Origin of the sequence: Streptomyces sp. NPDC006691, from assembly GCF_042869955.1 — a bacterium.
Lineage (GTDB): Bacteria > Actinomycetota > Actinomycetes > Streptomycetales > Streptomycetaceae > Streptomyces.
Genome location: NZ_JBIAGW010000003.1, coordinates 151,631 through 166,954, shown reverse-complemented (window position 1 = coordinate 166,954; position 15,324 = coordinate 151,631). Strand labels below are relative to the sequence as shown.

The 15,324-nt window shown below is 72.7% G+C and carries 14 protein-coding genes; 6 read left to right on the top strand and 8 right to left on the bottom strand.

Annotation, left to right across the window (positions count from 1 at the left end; genetic code table 11):
• Positions 1-6 precede the first annotated feature (6 nt).
• The gene (locus tag ACFYNP_RS07505) at positions 7-687 is read left to right on the top strand and encodes a PhzF family phenazine biosynthesis protein (protein ID WP_388784270.1); all 681 of its coding nucleotides are present in this window, start codon (positions 7-9) and stop codon (positions 685-687) included.
• 157 nt (positions 688-844) lie between these two features.
• Here ACFYNP_RS07505 and ACFYNP_RS07500 read toward each other — a convergent pair whose 3' ends face one another.
• A complete protein-coding gene (locus ACFYNP_RS07500) occupies positions 845-1,552 on the bottom strand; it encodes a heme oxygenase (biliverdin-producing) (RefSeq protein WP_388783492.1) in 708 nt (235 codons plus the stop codon).
• Positions 1,553-1,659: 107 nt separating this feature from the next.
• Positions 1,660-2,529: a type I methionyl aminopeptidase gene (gene map / locus ACFYNP_RS07495; RefSeq protein WP_388408128.1), complete on the bottom strand. Its 870-nt coding sequence runs from the start codon at positions 2,527-2,529 to the stop codon at positions 1,660-1,662.
• 77 nt (positions 2,530-2,606) lie between these two features.
• Here map and ACFYNP_RS07490 point away from each other — a divergent pair, with 77 nt between their 5' ends.
• Complete coding sequence (locus ACFYNP_RS07490; RefSeq protein WP_100576810.1) at positions 2,607-2,837, top strand: hypothetical protein; 231 nt, start codon at positions 2,607-2,609, stop codon at positions 2,835-2,837.
• A 115-nt stretch (positions 2,838-2,952) separates the two neighbouring features.
• On the opposite strand, the gene ACFYNP_RS07485 is transcribed toward ACFYNP_RS07490, so the two are convergent.
• Both ACFYNP_RS07485 and ACFYNP_RS07480 read right to left on the bottom strand, forming a co-directional pair.
• Positions 2,953-4,251, bottom strand: a complete 1,299-nt coding sequence (locus ACFYNP_RS07485; RefSeq protein WP_388408131.1) for an MFS transporter — start codon at positions 4,249-4,251, stop codon at positions 2,953-2,955.
• A 116-nt stretch (positions 4,252-4,367) separates the two neighbouring features.
• Positions 4,368-4,970 carry a hypothetical protein gene (locus ACFYNP_RS07480; RefSeq protein WP_388408133.1) on the bottom strand — a complete coding sequence of 201 codons (603 nt, stop codon included), beginning with the start codon at positions 4,968-4,970 and terminating at the stop codon, positions 4,368-4,370.
• Between the two features lie 95 nt (positions 4,971-5,065).
• Between ACFYNP_RS07480 and npdG the strand changes: the two genes are divergently transcribed.
• Together npdG and ACFYNP_RS07470 are read left to right on the top strand one after the other, a co-directional pair.
• Entirely contained in the window at positions 5,066-5,779 is a 714-nt protein-coding gene (gene npdG / locus ACFYNP_RS07475) for an NADPH-dependent F420 reductase (protein ID WP_388408136.1), read from the top strand.
• A gap of 191 nt (positions 5,780-5,970) precedes the next feature.
• Positions 5,971-6,159 carry a hypothetical protein gene (locus tag ACFYNP_RS07470; protein WP_388408138.1) on the top strand — a complete coding sequence of 63 codons (189 nt, stop codon included), beginning with the start codon at positions 5,971-5,973 and terminating at the stop codon, positions 6,157-6,159.
• Between the two features lie 10 nt (positions 6,160-6,169).
• On the opposite strand, the gene ACFYNP_RS07465 is transcribed toward ACFYNP_RS07470, so the two are convergent.
• On the bottom strand, positions 6,170-6,973 hold the full coding sequence (locus tag ACFYNP_RS07465; protein WP_388783489.1) for a site-2 protease family protein: 804 nt from the start codon (positions 6,971-6,973) through the stop codon (positions 6,170-6,172).
• 192 nt (positions 6,974-7,165) lie between these two features.
• On the opposite strand from ACFYNP_RS07465, the gene ACFYNP_RS07460 reads away from it, so the two are divergent.
• The gene (locus ACFYNP_RS07460; RefSeq protein ID WP_388783486.1) at positions 7,166-10,465 is read left to right on the top strand and encodes a BTAD domain-containing putative transcriptional regulator; all 3,300 of its coding nucleotides are present in this window, start codon (positions 7,166-7,168) and stop codon (positions 10,463-10,465) included.
• Positions 10,466-10,478: 13 nt separating this feature from the next.
• On the opposite strand, the gene ACFYNP_RS07455 is transcribed toward ACFYNP_RS07460, so the two are convergent.
• From ACFYNP_RS07455 to panB, 3 genes are all read right to left on the bottom strand, one after another.
• On the bottom strand, positions 10,479-11,333 hold the full coding sequence (locus ACFYNP_RS07455) for an ABC transporter permease (RefSeq protein ID WP_388783483.1): 855 nt from the start codon (positions 11,331-11,333) through the stop codon (positions 10,479-10,481).
• The gene (locus ACFYNP_RS07450; protein ID WP_388783480.1) at positions 11,330-12,364 is read right to left on the bottom strand and encodes an ATP-binding cassette domain-containing protein; all 1,035 of its coding nucleotides are present in this window, start codon (positions 12,362-12,364) and stop codon (positions 11,330-11,332) included. The genes ACFYNP_RS07455 and ACFYNP_RS07450 overlap by 4 nt, the downstream gene beginning before the upstream one ends.
• Positions 12,365-12,581: 217 nt before the next feature.
• Positions 12,582-13,460 carry a 3-methyl-2-oxobutanoate hydroxymethyltransferase gene (gene panB, locus ACFYNP_RS07445; RefSeq protein WP_388408151.1) on the bottom strand — a complete coding sequence of 293 codons (879 nt, stop codon included), beginning with the start codon at positions 13,458-13,460 and terminating at the stop codon, positions 12,582-12,584.
• Between the two features lie 197 nt (positions 13,461-13,657).
• On the opposite strand from panB, the gene ACFYNP_RS07440 reads away from it, so the two are divergent.
• Positions 13,658-15,265: an MFS transporter gene (locus tag ACFYNP_RS07440; RefSeq protein WP_388783477.1), complete on the top strand. Its 1,608-nt coding sequence runs from the start codon at positions 13,658-13,660 to the stop codon at positions 15,263-15,265.
• Positions 15,266-15,324: the final 59 nt, after the last annotated feature.

The window sequence follows — 15,324 nt, the reverse complement described above, 5'->3', positions numbered from 1 at the left end:
GTGAACGTGTACGTGAGGGAGCAGAACGTACTGATCGACGTGCTCAGGGTCTTCTGCGGCCCCGACGGCAGGCACGGCAACGCGCTCGGGGTGGTGCGCGAGGGCGCGCAGGTGCCGTGCGAGGCGGCCCGGCAGGAGCTGGCGCGTCAACTCGGCTTCAGCGAGACGGTGTTCGTCGACGATCCGGAGCGCGGCACCGTCGAGATCTACACCCCGGGGGTACGCCTCCCGTTCGCCGGGCACCCCCTGGTCGGTACGGCCTGGCTGCTCGACCTGGAGGTGCTCGAACTGCCGGTGGGCGACGTACTGGCCCGCCAGGACGGCGAGTTCACCTGGATCGCGGCCCGCTCCGCGTGGGTGCCGCCGCGCACCCTGCGCCAGTACGCCTCGGCCGCGGAGGTCGACGCGCTCGCCGTGCCGGAGCCGGGGGAGTGGGTGTACGCCTGGGCGTGGGAGGACGAGGCGGCCGGCCGCGTCCGCGCGCGGGCGTTCCCCGGCCGTGGCGACGGCATCGAGGAGGACGAGGCGACGGGCGCGGCGGCCCTGCTCCTCACCCACCGCCTCGGCCGAGCCCTGAACATCACCCAGGGCGCCGGCTCCCAACTCCTGACGGCCCCGGGCCCCGACGGCGAGATCGAACTGGGCGGCCGGGTGTCGCTGGAACCGGCCGCCCCTCGATCCCGCTGAGGCGGCGGCGCGAGCTACGGGCTCCGGTCCACCTACCGGGGCGCGGGGAACTGCGCGAGAGGCGACCGCGGTCCGCAGCCGCGAGCGGATTCAGGGGCGCGGGGAACTGCGCAAAACCGCGGCGGACCCGCACCAGAAGCCGGCCACCCAGTGGGCGCTAGGCGCTCAGCGGGAACTCCGAGCCCAGCTCCTTGAACACAGCCGTGTTCAAGGCAAAAGCGCGCTTGCACTCGTCGACGACCCGCTGCTTCTCCAGGTCGTCGACACCCAGCCCGTCCAGCCGCTCGCGATAACTCCTTTTGAACGCCGCCGGGTTGCCGATCCCGTCGAAGACGTAGAACCGGACCCCGTCGCCCTTGCGCGCGAAGCCCCACGTGCGTTCCGCCTTGTCGCGGATGATCTGGCCGCCCGACAGGTCGCCGAGGTAGCGCGTGTAGTGGTGGGCCACATAGCCCGCGGGCCAGGTCCGGGCGCACTGCGCGACGCGCTCCGCGTAGGCGGCCGTCGAGGGCAGCGGCGAAGCGGTGCGCCGCCAGTCGTCGCCGCGCAGATGCGCGAGGTCCCGCTCCAGCTCGGCCGTGCGCATCAGCTCCGGCTGGATGAACGGTCCCGCGACCGGGTCGGCGGCGAGTGCCGCGGCGCCCTCCTCCAGGGCCCGGTACACGAACCAGAGCTGCTCGGTGTAGCGGGCGTAGGCGTCGACGCCGAGCCGGCCGCCGAGCAGGTCCCCCATGAACGTCGAGGTCTCGGCCTCCGTGTGCTGCTCGTGCGAGGCGGTGCGGATCAGCGTGGAGAACGGCGTCGTCGCGCTGGTGGTCAAGGCGGGCCTCCGGGGACCGAGGGGTGCGGGAACCGGTCGGATCATCTCAGGTTAGGCTTACCTAAGTCAATGAGTTACCGACGTCCTGTCGGTAAAAATGTACCCGCTGTCGTGGGACGGGACACCCGATCGAAAAATGTCCGGCGGCCCCGCTACGGCAGGGTGAGGATCTCCGCGCCGGTCTCCGTGACCACCAGGGTGTGCTCGAACTGGGCCGTCCGCCTGCGGTCCTTGGTGACGACCGTCCAGCCGTCCTCCCACATGTCGTACTCGTGGGTGCCCAGAGTCAGCATCGGCTCGATCGTGAACGTCATGCCCGGCTTGATCACCGTCGTGGCGTGCGGGGCGTCGTAGTGCGGCACGATCAGTCCGGAGTGGAAGGCCGTGCTGATGCCGTGGCCCGTGAAGTCCCGTACGACGCCGTAGCCGAAGCGCTTGGCGTACGACTCGATCACACGGCCGATGATGTTGATCTGGCGGCCCGGGCGGACCGCCTTGATCGCGCGGTCGAGGGACTCTCGGGTCCGCTCGACGAGCAGCTTCGACTCGTCGTCCACGTCCCCGCAGAAGTACGTGGCGTTGTTGTCGCCGTGCACCCCGCCGATGTACGCGGTGACGTCCAGGTTCACGATGTCGCCGTCCTTCAGGACGGTCGAGTCCGGGATGCCGTGGCAGATGACCTCGTTGACCGAGGAGCACAGCGACTTGGGGAAGCCGCGGTAGCCGAGCGTCGACGGGTAGGCGCCGTGGTCGCACATGTACTCGTGCGCGACCCGGTCGAGCTCGTCCGTCGTCACCCCCGGCGCGATGTGCTTGGCCGCCTCCTCCATCGCCCGCGCCGCGATCCGCCCGGCGGTCCGCATCAGCTCGATGGTTTCGGGGGTCTGCACTTCGGGGCCGGTGTACGGCGTGGGCAGGGGCTTCCCGACGTACTCGGGACGCCGGATGCGGCCCGGGACGGGACGGGCCGGAGAGATCTCCCCGGGCACGAGCAGGGACTGCGACTTCGGCTGGCCAGACATGCCGGCGAGTCTATCGAGCGGGTGTGGGGCAGCATGGGCTTGAGGCCCCAGACCACCGTCCCAGGGAAGAGGCACCCATGGCTCTGTTCAAGAAGCGCACCGTCGGCAAGCCCGGCGAGTGGTACTACTGCCTGGTCCACCACAAGGTCGAGGAGGGCCCCGACTGCCCGGCCAAGGACCGCTTCGGCCCCTACACCTCGCGCGAGGAGGCCGAACACGCGATGCAGAACGCGCAGGAGCGGAACCTGGAGTGGGAGAACGACCCGAAGTGGCACGACAAGTCCGCTCCCACGGACGGCACCGACTAGGGCGGTACCGACCGGGGCACTACGGATCAGGGCGGCACCGACCGGGGCACTGCGGACCAGGCCGGCACCAGCCGGGGCAGCAGGACGGACGGCCGGAGCGCGCGGACGGCGCCGGCTACGCCCCCGTGGTGGTGGGCTGCTTGGCCGCCCTGCGGCGGGCCGCGTCCTCGTCGGTCGCCGAGTCGTAGGTGATCAGCTTGGGCAGCGCCGCGGCGAGCAGCCCCACCGCGGCCACGCAGGCCACCCCGCCCGACCACACCGCCGCCCTCGTCCCGGTCCAGCCGGCCATCGCGCCGGCCCGGACCTGCCCGAGCTGCGGGCCGACGCTGTACGAGAGCACCTCTATGCCGGCCAGGCGGCCGCGCAGCTCCTCCGGGATCGTCTGGTTCCAGATCGTCGAACGGCCGAGCCCGCTCAGCATGTCGCCCGCGCCCGCCACCGCGAGGCAGCCGAGCACCAGCCACACGTTGCCGAGCAGTCCCGCCCCGGCCATGGCCGCGCCCCACACGATCGCGCCGACCACCACGAACAGGCCGTGCCGCCGCACCCGCGAGGTCCAGCCGCTGGTCAGGCTGAGCAGCACCGAACCGGCCGAGCCCGCCGCGTACATCAGGCCGAGCGACCAGTCGGCGTGCAGGCTCTCGGCCAGGAACGGGAAGATCGCGTTCGGGAAGGCGAAGAACATCGCGGCCAGGTCGACGGCGTAGGTCCCGAGCAGCACCGGCCGCGACCAGGCGTACCGCGCGCCCTCCGCGATGCCGCGCAGCGAGGGCCTCCGGGCGTCATGGGCGGGCGGGGCCGGGGTCAGCCGGGCGCACATCACCACCGACACCGTGAACGTGCCGATGGTCGTGGCGTACGCCGTGGCCGTACCCGCGTACGCCACGACCAGGCCGGCCAGCGACGGTCCCGCGATCGCGCCGAGCTGCCAGCGCAGGGCGTTGAGCGCGGCGGCCGCGGTCAGCTGGTCGTGCGGGACGATCCGGGCCATCAGGGAGTCCAGCGCCGGGCGCTGGAGCCCGGCGAGCGCCGAGACGCCGGCGGCCACGACGTACAGCGGCCAGAGCAGGGGGTTCGGGAGTAGCGCGTTGACCAGCAGGACCAGTGCGAGGAGGCCGAGTCCCGCCTCGGTGGCGAGGATGACCTTGCGGCGGTCCACCGCGTCCGCGAGGGCGCCGCCGTACAGGCCGAACACGACCAGCGGGACCAGTTCCACCGCGCCCATCGCGCCCACCGCGAGCGGCGAGTCGGTCAGTTCCTTGATCTGCAACGGCAGCGCGACCATCGCCATGAAGCTGCCGAAGTTGGTGATCAGGCCCTGCACCCACAGCAGCCGGAAGTCGGCCGAGGCCCGCCAGGGGGCGAGGTCGGGCAGGATCGAGCGGAGTCGGGACGCGGGGGGTTCTTCGGGCACGAGCGGCCATGCTCCGGGCCCGGGGCGCCGGGCGCAAGCGAATTACGTACGGTGCGTGACCCGCTGGAGGGCTCCCGTCCCGTGGCGCGGACCCCGGGCAGCGCGCCGATGACCCGTCACCAGCGTCCCGGCGGCGGGGCCGTCAGCTGGTCGGCCAGGCGGCCGAGACGGTCGCGGAAGCGGCGGGGGCCGCGCTGCGGAGGCAGGACGTTCTCGCCCGCGGCCGCGCTGACCAGGTGCTGCACGGTGTCGAAGTCGAGCTCCGCGTCCGGGGTCACGGTCAGCGACTCGTGGACGAGGCCCCGCACTTCACGGTCGCCGCCGTCCAGGGCGAGCACGGTGGCGCCCGCCCGGCGCGCGTCGTGGACGCGTTCGAGGAGCCCCTCGGCGGGCCGCTCGGGCGCCACCACGAGCAGCGTCTCACCGCGCCGTGCCGCCTCCAGGCGGCCGAGCCCGACCGACAGGTGCGGCGGGCCGCCCGGCTCGGTGCGGTGGCGCACCAGGGTGGGGCTCAGCTCGGGAAGCCCCGACCAGGCGGCCTCGTCGCTGAGATGGGCCGCCAGGTGCCAGGGCTCGTAGGACTCGGTGCCGACCAGGAGGAGCCCGCCGCCGTGCGGTACGACCGAGGAGCGCAGGACGCCCGCGAAGCGGCGGGTGGCCCGCAGCCACTCCGTCCCGGCGAGCACTTCCCGCAGCAGCGCGACCCGTACGGCATCCATGCCGGAAGACTGCCGCATCCGGGCCGCCCGCGGGCCGGAACGCGTCTTCCTCATCCGAACGAAGCCCTCGGCTACGGACGAGTAAGGTCGCCCTCATGACTTCCACTGACAACGCCGCGAACGCCGCGAAGCCCGCCGCGAAGGACCCCTGGGAGCTTCCGGACGTCTCCGGTCTCGTCGTCGGCGTGCTCGGCGGCACCGGCGACCAGGGCCGCGGTCTCGCCTACCGGTTCGCCCGGGCCGGCCAGAAGGTGATCATCGGCTCCCGGGCCGCCGAGCGCGCCCGGACCGCGGCCGAGGAGCTCGGGCTCGGTGTCGAGGGCGCCGACAACGCCGAGTGCGCCCGGCGCAGCGACATCGTGATCGTGGCGGTGCCGTGGGACGGCCACGCCAAGACGCTCGCATCGCTGCGGGAGGAGCTGGCGGGCAAGCTCGTCGTCGACTGCGTCAACCCGCTCGGCTTCGACAAGCAGGGCGCGTACGCGCTCAAGCCCGAGGAGGGCAGCGCCGCCCAGCAGGCCGCCGCCCTGCTGCCCGACTCCCGGGTGACGGCGGCCTTCCACCACTTGTCGGCGGTGCTGCTCCAGGACGCCTCGGTCGAGGAGATCGACACCGACGTCATGGTGCTCGGCGAGGCCCGGGCCGACACCGACCTCGTGCAGGCGCTCGCCGGACGCATCCCCGGCATGCGCGGCGTCTTCGCCGGGCGGCTTCGCAACGCCCACCAGGTGGAGTCGCTCGTCGCCAATCTGATCTCGGTCAACCGCCGCTACAAGGCGCACGCGGGGCTGCGCGTCACCGACGTCTGAGCCCGCCCGCCGGCCGCGTGCCGCAGGTGCGTGCACCCGTGCCGGGGCACGGGCACCCGTGCCCGAGGTGCGGGGCGCCGACGGGCATGGGGGACACTGGACGGGCGGGTGCCGAGCGCACCCGCCCGTCCCTTTCGTCCCGCTCGACCGCAGTGCCGCAAAGCAGCCGTACCCGACAGGAGCCGACCTCCATGCCCCGCCTCGCTCTGTACGCCCTCGCCGTCTGTGTCCTCGCCGTCGTCGCGGCCGTGGTCTCCTTCGTCCAGGGCAGCTGGCTCGGAATCGTCTGGGTGCTCCTCGTCGGGCTCTCGTCCAACATGTGCTGGTACTACCTGCGCCGGGCCCGCGCCGGGCGGACGAGCCCCAGCCCCGCGGAGTGAGGACGACCCGCTAGCCCTGCGGAGTGAGCGAGAGGCTGCCGAGGTCCGGCCAGAACTGGTAGAGGCCGCGGCCGGTCGCCGCGGCCCAGTCCGGCACCCCGAGCCCGCTCAGGATCGCGTAGATCAGCCGGAAGAACTCCTGGTTGACCTCGGGGATCCACAGCAGCCCGAACACCGCGAGCAGCCCGAACGGGGCGAACGGCTCGACCTGGCGCCGCGCCGCGTGCGAGAGCCACGGCTCGATGATCCCGTACCCGTCGAGACCCGGCACCGGCAGGAAGTTGAGCACCGCCGCCGACACCTGGAGCAGCGCCAGGAACGCCAGCGCGTAGCGGAAGTCGTCGGGCACCCCGTCGAGCGCGTGCAGCCAGAACGGGGCCGTGCACACCACGGCGAACAGCACGTTGGTGAGCGGGCCGGCCGCCGAGATCAGGCTGTGCCGCCAGCGGCCCCGGATGCGGCCGCGCTCGATGAAGACCGCGCCGCCGGGCAGGCCGATGCCGCCCATGATCACGAAGACGACCGGCAGCACGATCGACAGGAGCGCGTGCGTGTACTTCAGCGGGTTGAGGGTGAGGTAGCCCTTGGCGCCGACCGTGATGTCACCGCCGTGCAGCGCGGTGCGGGCGTGCGCGTACTCGTGCAGGCACAGCGACACCACCCACGCCGACGTCACGAACAGGAACACGGCGAGGCCGCGCGAGGCGGCGTAACTCGTCCACACCGCCCACCCGGAGACCGCCATGACGGCGACGATCCCGAGGAAGACCGGGCTGATCCGCCGGTCGTGGTGGCGGGAGGTTGCGGTGGCCATGCGGTCGGCTCCTGTGCTGGTGGGACGGTCGGGAAGAACGCGCCCGACCGTACAGGGGGTACGCGCCCGTGTCCTGCCCCCGCCCGGACCGGGCCGGTCCGGGCACCGGACCCGAACCTCGAACGTCCCGGGTACCGTCGGTAGTTCCGCCTTGGGGAACCGGGGCGCGGCGGCGTCGCAGACAATGGGGGCGTGCGCTACCGGATTCTCGGCAACACCCAGGTCCATCACCCCGACGGCAGCCCCGTCGCCCTCGGTGGTGCGCGGCTGCGCGCCCTCCTGACGGTCCTCGCGCTGCGGCCGGGCCGGGCCGCCCCGGTGGGCCTCCTCGTCGACGAGGTGTGGGGGGACCGCCCGCCCGCCGATGCTCCGGCCGCGCTCCAGGCGCTGGTCGGGCGGCTGCGCCGGGCGCTCGGCCACGAGGCGGTGTTCTCCGCCGAGAGCGGCGGATACGGGCTCGCCGCCGAGGCCGACGACATCGACCTGCACCGCTTCGAGCGGCTCGCCGCCGACGGTGCCCGCGCCTTGGAGGAGGGCGACGCGGCGAAGGCGACGACCCTGCTCGACGACGCGCTCGCCCTGTGGGCCGGGCCCGCGCTCGCCGACCTGCCCGACCCCGGCCCGCTCGCCGCCCGCGCCGAGGCGCGCAGGCTGGACGTCCGGCGGCTGCGGCTCGCCGCCACCCTCGCGCTCGGCCGCGCCGACGAGACGCTCGCCGAACTCGCCGGGCTGTGCGAAGGCCATCCGCTGGACGAGCCGCTGCACGCGCTGCACATCAAGGCACTGCGTGCCGCGGGCCGCCCGGCCGAGGCGCTCGCCGCGTACGAGAACGTGCGCGCCACCCTGGCCGAGGAGCTGGGCGCCGACCCCGGGCCCGAACTGCGGTCCATTCACGCCGAGTTGCTCAACCCGGCCGTCGAGCCTTCACCCCCGGTCGCGTCGGCGCACGGCAATCTGCGGGCCCGCCTCACGTCCTTCGTCGGGCGGGAGGCCGACCTCGCGGACATCCGGGGCGACCTGGAGAGCGCCCGGCTCGTCACCCTGCTCGGGCCCGGCGGGGCCGGCAAGACCCGGCTCTCGCAGGAGGCCGCCGACGGCCTCGCGGCCTGCTGGCCGGACGGGGTGTGGCTGGCCGAACTCGCCCCCGTGGACGACCCGTCCGGGGTGCCGGCCGCCGTGCTCACGGCCGTCGGCGCCCGCAAAACGGTGCTGCACTCGGTCGGCGCCGATGAGTTCAGGGCCGCCGACCCGCACGCGGACGACCCCGTGGTCCGGCTCGCCGAGCACTGCGGGCCGCGCCGGATGCTGCTGCTCCTGGACAACTGCGAGCATGTGATCGGCGCCGCCGCCGAGCTCGCCGAGTACCTCCTGGCCCGCTGCCCGCAGCTGGTCGTCCTCGCGACCAGCCGTGAACCCCTGGGCGTACCGGGCGAGTTGGTGCGGCCGGTGGAACCGCTGCCCGCGCCCTTCGCGCTGCGCCTGTTCGCCGAGCGGGGGGCCGCGGCCCGGCCCGGCTTCCGCGTCGAGGACGACCCGGAGGCCGCCGCCGAGATCTGTCGCCGCCTGGACGGGCTCCCGCTCGCCATCGAACTGGCCGCGGCCCGCCTCCGTATGCTGACACCCCGTCAGATCGCGGACCGGCTCGACGACCGCTTCCGGCTGCTCACCAGCGGCAGCCGCACCGTGCTGCCCCGGCAGCAGACCCTGCGGGCGGTCGTCGACTGGTCCTGGGACCTCCTGGAGTCCGCCGAGCGCGCGGTGCTCGGCCGGCTCGCCGTCTTCGCGGGCGGCTGCGACCTGGCGGCGGCGGAGGCGGTCTGTGCCGGGGGCGGCGCGTCCGCGGGCCCCGACGTGGCCTCCGTGCTCGGCTCGCTCGTCGACAAGTCCCTCGTCGTGGCCGCCCCCGACGGGTCCGGCGGGATGCGCTACCGGCTGCTCGAAACCGTCGCCGAGTACGCCGCCGAGCGGCTCGCGGAAGCCGGCGACCGGGCAGCCGCCGAGCGGCGCCACCTCACGCACTACCGCGAGCTCGCCCGCCGCGCCGACGCCGAGCTGCGCGGCCCGGGGCAGCGGGCCGCGATCCGCACCTTCGAGCGCGAGTACGAGAACCTGCGGACCGCGCTGCGCCGCTCGGTCGCGCTGCGCGACGAGCACGAGGCGCTGTGCCTGGTGCACGCCCTGCTCTGGTACTGGCAGATGCGCGATCTCAGGGGCGATTCACGGCACTGGGGGCGGGAGGTCGCCGCGCTCGGCCCCGACCCCTTCGAGCCGCCCGTGACGCCCGCGCCGCCCGTCCACACCCGCTGCACGGACGTCCCGCCCCCGTTCGGCGACGAGGTGCTCCAGGAGGCGCGGCGCGGGGTGCATCTGCTCCAGCTCGCCGCCATGGACCACGACCTGGACGTGTGGACCACACCCGAAGCCCTGGAGCGGCTGCGCGCGATCGTGTCCGCCTACCGGCCGGGGCTTCCGCAGACCTGCCGTATGCCGGCCTCGCTCTGGTTCTTCCCGGTCGTGCTCACCGGCGACCAGGAGCTCCTGCGGGAGGTGCTGGACGCGACCGTGGCGGCCTGCGAGGAGTACGGCTACGAGTGGGAGCTGGCCGCGGCCCTCCAGATGCGCGCCAACGTCCGGGCCAACCGGGCCGAATGGCCGGGCGACGCGGCCGCCGACGCCGACCGCAGCCTCCTGATGTTCCAGCGCCTGGGGGACGCCTGGGGCGCGGCCGAGGCGCTCGGGGCCCGCGGCGAGGCGCGGGAGAAGCGGGGCCAGTACGGTCTGGCCGCCGAGGACTTCGCGGCCGCGCTCGACCACGCCGAGTGGCTCGGGGCCGAGGCCCAGACGTCCCTGCTCAAGGCGCGGCTCGCCGCCGCGCTCCTGGAGACGGGGGAGGCGGAGCGCGGCGAGACGCTGCTGCGCGAGATCCTGGCCGAGGGGCACCGCGCGGGCGTCGAGGCGCGGCCCGCGGCCCGGCTCTTCCTCACCATGTGGCTGGGCCGCACCCGCCGGTTCGACGAGGCGCGCGAGCAGATCGACATCATGCTGCGGGAGTTCCGCTCCGCCAACCTGATGCTGTTCGAGGGCTTCGTGCTCGGCGTGCGGGCGTGGCTGGACAACGAGGAGGGGCGGTACGCCGAAGCCCTGTCCGGGGCGCGCGTCGCGCTGGACAGGGCGCAGGAGCCGCTCTCGCGGATGGTGGCGCCGGAGATGATCCCGGTGCACCTGATCACCGCGGCCTGGGCCGTCGCCGGGCTCGGGGGTACGGACAACGGCCTGGACGCGGCACGCCTGATCGGTGCCGGCGACGCCCTGCTCCCGGTCGGCCACTTCTCCTCGCCCGTGGAAGTGGAGCAGCGGGCCGTGGCCGAGCGCACCGCGCGCGCCCTGCTCGACGACGCCGCCTACGAGGCCGCGTACGCCGAGGGCGGTGGGCTTCCCGCGGAGGAGGCCACCGCCCTGGTGCGGCGCGCCCACCCGGACGGACGGGGCTGACGTACCGTCAGTCTCAGGTGCGCTTGCGGAACTTGGCGACCGCCAGCGGGGCCGTCACCAGCGTGATGCCCGCCGACCAGGCCAGGGTCATCAGCGCGGAGTGGGCGACCGGGCCGCCGGTGATCAGACCGCGGCCCGCGTCGGCCAGGTTGGACAGCGGGTTGTAGTCGGTGAAGGACTGCAACCAGCCCGGCATGGTCGTCGGCTTGGCGAAGATGGACGAGCCGAACTGGAGGGGCATGAGCACGAGCATGGCCACTCCCTGGACGGCCTGGACCGTCTTCATGGTGAGTCCGAGCAGGATGAAGATCCACATGAGGGACGCGCCGAACACCAGGGACAGGCCGATGGCGCCGAGCAGGCCGAACACCGAGGTGCTGACGCTCAGTCCCAGGATGAAGCCCATGATCAGCAGGATCATGGTGGCCACCAGCATGCGGCCGACCTCGACGACCATCTTGGCGATGAGGACGGACGACCGGGCGATGGGCATCGTCCGGAAGCGGTCCATCACCCCCTTCTTGAAGTCGTCGTTGACGCCGGTGCCGACCGCCATGGCGATGTTGAGGCCCATCGTCGCCATCAGGCCGGGCACCAGGTAGTTGACGTACTCACCGCGGTTGCCGGCGCCGAACATCGCACCGCCGAAGACGTACACGAAGAGCAGCACGAAGATGATCGGCATGAGCACGGCGTCGAACATCGACTCCGGATCGGCCTTGATCTGGAGCATGTTGCGGCGCGCCAGGGCGCCGATGTGGCGCAGGTTCGCGCGCAGCCCGATCCGGGCGTCGTCGGATCCGACGGCCGACCGCGGGGGCGAAGGGGCCTGCTGGGCAGGCGCGTTGACGGTGGTGGTGGCGCTCATGCCGCGACCTCCTCGGTCTCACGGGTGGCGTCCTGGGAGTCGGCGGTCTTCTGGCCGGTGATGGCCAGGAACACCTCGTCCAGGCTGGGAAGGTGGGTGCCTATGTGGGCGATGCCGAAGCCGTGCGACCCCAACAGGCCCACCACGGCGGTCAGTTGCTCGTCGCTGAGGATCGGCACGTTGAGCACGCCCTCGTCCGGCACGACCTGGGTGCCCGCGACGCCGTCCAGGCCCGCCTCGGTGACGGCCCGCGCCATCGCGCCCAGCTGCTCCGGGTCGGTGGGCCGGATCTGCAGGGTGCGGCCGCCGACGCGTGCCTTCAGCTCGTCGACCTCGCCGTTCGCGATGACCTTGCCGCGGTCGATGACCGTGAGCTCGCTCGCCAGCTGCTCGGCCTCTTCCATGTACTGCGTGGTCAGGAGCACCGTGGCGCCCTCGGCGACCATCCGGCGCACCTCGTCCCACACCTCGCTGCGGGTGCGCGGGTCCAGGCCCGTGGTCGGCTCGTCCAGGTACAGCACGGCCGGGTGGCCGATCATGGAGGCCGCCAGGTCGAGCCGGCGCCGCATGCCGCCGGAGTAGGTCGCCGCGAGCCGCTTGCCGGCGTCCGTGAGCGAGAAGCGCTCCAGGAGCTCGTCGGCGCGGGAGCGGGCGTCCTTGCGGGACAGGTCGAGCAGCCGGCCGATCATGTACAGGTTCTCGCGGCCGGACAGCTTCTCGTCGACCGAGGCGTACTGCCCGGTCAGGCCGATGGTGCGGCGCAGCTGGCGGGGCTGGCGCACCACGTCGTACCCGGCGACGACGGCGGTGCCGGCGTCCGGCACGAGCAGGGTGGACAGGCAGCGTACGAGCGTGGTCTTGCCGGCGCCGTTCGGTCCGAGGACACCGAGCACGGTGCCCTCGCGGACGTCCAGGTCGACGCCGTCCAGCGCCTTGGTGTCGCCGAAGTGCTTCACCAGCCCCCGCACGGAGACGGCGACGCCGGCCGCGCCTTCCCCGCTGTTCATGGGCTTCTTGTCGATTCGCGTCATGCCCCCAAGGTGTCAGCCCCCACCGACAAGCCACCGACAGGACGCCGACAGCCGGTGCACAGCCACCGGCGGCCGCTCACGCGCGCCCCGCGTCCGGGTGCCGGGGCGGCGCCCGCCCCAACGACGGACAGCCCGCCGATGGGGGAAGTCGGCGGACTGTCGTCGTGACCGCAGTGGCTTTATGGGGGCAACGGTGATCGACGATGCGGCGGAGGAATCAGTGGAAGGTGTGCTCCTCGGCGGGGAAGGACCCGCCGACGACCTCGCCCGCGAACGCCTTCGCCGCGTCCCCGAGGGACTCGCGCAGGTTCATGTACTGCTTGGTGAAACGGGGGGTCTTCCCGGGTGTCAGGCCCACCATGTCGGTGTAGACCAGCACCTGGGCGTCGCACTCGACGCCCGCGCCGATGCCGACCGTCGGGATGTGCAGGCTGCGCGTGACCTCGGCCGCGAGCTCGGCCGGGACCAGCTCCAGGACGATGGCGAAGGCGCCCGCGTCCTGCACCGCCTTGGCGTCGCGCAGCAACTGGTGCGCCGCCTCGTCGCCGCGGCCCTGCACCCGGTACCCCAGGGTGTTCACGGACTGCGGGGTGAGGCCGATGTGTCCCATGACCGGGATGCCGGAGTCGACGAGCAGCCGGATCTGCTCGTGGCTGCGCTCGCCGCCCTCCAGCTTCACCGCCCCCACGCCCGCGTCCTTGACCAGGCGCATCGCGGTGCGCAGGGCCTGCACCGGACCCTCCTGGTAGGAGCCGAACGGCAGGTCGCCGACGATCAGGGCGCGCGAGGTGCCCCGGACGACGGCCGCGGACAGCATGGTGATCTCGTCCAGGGTGACCGGGACGGTGGTCTCGTAACCGAGGTGGCAGTTCCCCATCGAGTCGCCCACGAGCAGGACCGGGATCCCGGCCTCGTCGAAGACGGAGGCGGTCATCGCGTCATAGGCGGTGAGCATGGGCCACTTCTCGCCGCGCTCCTTGGCGCGGGCGATGTCGTGGACGGTGATGCGGCGGGTGCCCTTGCCTCCGTACAGCGCCTTGGGATCGCTGCTGTCGGGGGTCTTCTGCTTCTGGGCAGCCGGAAGTTGTTGCGTCATCGCAACGGCTCCTGTTCGTCATCTCGAAGCGCCCTCACGGCGTCTCCGGACCACATCCATGGTGGCATCCCGTGCCCTCCCCGGGGAAGTGGGTGTGCCGGGAAGGCAAATCGGCCACGAAACGAACCGGTGTCCGAAAAGCAAAGAGCCATCTATACGAGACGGTCTCGTATCGAAATGCGTCTAGGCTGGTCCCCATGTCAACCACGCCTGTCGCGTCCGGTGCCCCGGCCGCGCCTCGGATACCCGAAGCCGTCCACCGTCGGCGCTGGGCGATCCTCGCCGTCCTGATGCTCAGCCTCCTGATCGTCGTCCTGGACAACTCGATCCTGAACGTCGCCGTCAAGACGATCGCGAGCCCCGCCCCCACCGGACTCGGCGCCACCCAGAGCGAGCTGGAGTGGGCGATCAACGCCTACACGCTCGTCTTCGCCGGGCTCCTCTTCACCTCAGGCCTGCTCGGCGACCGGCTCGGCCGCAAGAGGATCCTGCTCTTCGGCATCACCGTCTTCGGCCTCGGCTCGGTGCTCGCCGCCTTCTCCAACTCCCCGGACCAGCTCATCGCCTTCCGCGCCCTGATGGGCCTGGGCGGCGCGTTCGTGATGCCGGCCACCCTCGCCGTCCTCATGAACGTCTTCGAGCGCGACGAGCAGCCCAAGGCGATCGGCATCTGGGCCGGCGGCGTGGGCCTCGCCATCGCGATCGGCCCGATCACCGGCGGCGTCCTGCTCCAGCACTTCTGGTGGGGCTCGGTCTTCCTGGTCAACGTGCCGGTGGTGATCATCGCCCTGATCGCCATGGTCGTCCTCGTACCGGACTCCAAGGACCCCAACCCCGGCAAGCTCGACCCGGTCGGCGTGCTGCTCTCCGTGGTGGGTCTGGTGCTGCTCGTGTACGGCATCATCCACGGCGGCGAGCTGGCGGACTTCACGGACACCACCGTGCTCGTGACCATCCTCGGCGGCGTCGCGGTCCTGGTGCTCTTCGTCGTGTACGAGAAGCGCTGCGACCACCCCGCCATCGACATCGGCTACTTCAGGAAGCCCGCGTTCTCGGCGGCCGTCGTCGCCATCGCGCTCACCTTCTTCGCGCTGATGGGCGTGACCTTCTTCTCCGTCTTCTACATGCAGAGCGTGCGCGGCTACAGCGCCCTCCAGTCCGGGCTGCTCATCCTGCCGCTCGCCGCCGCCCAGATGATCTTCGCGCCGCGGGCCCGGCTCGTCGTCGAACGGTTCGGCGCGCGGGCCGTCTGCACCGCGGGCCTGATCCTGGTGGCCGTCGGCCTCGCCGCCTTCGGCCTGTTCGACGCGAACACCCCGATCTGGGTCATGGAGGTCGTCTTCTTCGTCCAGGGCACCGGAATGGCCCACATCATGCCGCCCGTCACCGTCTCGATCATGCAGTCCCTGCCGCGTGAGAAGGCCGGTTCGGGCTCGGCGGTCAACAACACCTTCCGGCAGGTCGGCGGCGCGCTCGGCGTCGCCGTGCTCGGCTCGCTGCTCTCCACCGTCTACCGCGGCGACATCGAGGGTCACCTCGGCGCGGTCCCCGAAGGGGCGCGCAAGGCGGCCGGCGAATCCATCGAGGCGACCCTGGGCATCGCCGAGCGGATGGGCCCGGCGGGCAAGGCCCTGATCGGCCCGGCCGACGACGCCTTCATCCACGCCATGCACGTCACCGCGCTCGCCTCGTCCGGCGTGGCGCTGCTCGGCGCGCTCGTCGTCGCCCTGTTCCTGCCCGGGAAGCCGCCCGGGGACCAGGCCCCCACGGCCCAGGGCCGGCCCACGGAGGCCGCCCGCAAGTAGGCCGCGGCCCTTCGGGACAATCAGCGGGTCGGTCGACAGAAACGGAGCGGGCGTGACCT

Bases quoted from the DNA above. Each gene is read 5' to 3' on its own strand.
- ACFYNP_RS07450 (WP_388783480.1), bottom strand. From the start codon at position 12,364: ATGACGCGAATCGACAAGAAGCCCATGAACAGCGGGGAAGGCGCGGCC.
- ACFYNP_RS07440 (WP_388783477.1), top strand. From the start codon at position 13,658: ATGTCAACCACGCCTGTCGCGTCCGGTGCCCCGGCCGCGCCTCGGATA.
- ACFYNP_RS07470 (WP_388408138.1), top strand. From the start codon at position 5,971: ATGCCCCGCCTCGCTCTGTACGCCCTCGCCGTCTGTGTCCTCGCCGTC.
- npdG (WP_388408136.1), top strand. From the start codon at position 5,066: ATGACTTCCACTGACAACGCCGCGAACGCCGCGAAGCCCGCCGCGAAG.
- panB (WP_388408151.1), bottom strand. From the start codon at position 13,460: ATGACGCAACAACTTCCGGCTGCCCAGAAGCAGAAGACCCCCGACAGC.
- ACFYNP_RS07480 (WP_388408133.1), bottom strand. From the start codon at position 4,970: ATGGATGCCGTACGGGTCGCGCTGCTGCGGGAAGTGCTCGCCGGGACG.
- map (WP_388408128.1), bottom strand. From the start codon at position 2,529: ATGTCTGGCCAGCCGAAGTCGCAGTCCCTGCTCGTGCCCGGGGAGATC.
- ACFYNP_RS07500 (WP_388783492.1), bottom strand. From the start codon at position 1,552: ATGATCCGACCGGTTCCCGCACCCCTCGGTCCCCGGAGGCCCGCCTTG.
- ACFYNP_RS07455 (WP_388783483.1), bottom strand. From the start codon at position 11,333: ATGAGCGCCACCACCACCGTCAACGCGCCTGCCCAGCAGGCCCCTTCG.
- ACFYNP_RS07490 (WP_100576810.1), top strand. From the start codon at position 2,607: ATGGCTCTGTTCAAGAAGCGCACCGTCGGCAAGCCCGGCGAGTGGTAC.
- ACFYNP_RS07465 (WP_388783489.1), bottom strand. From the start codon at position 6,973: ATGGCCACCGCAACCTCCCGCCACCACGACCGGCGGATCAGCCCGGTC.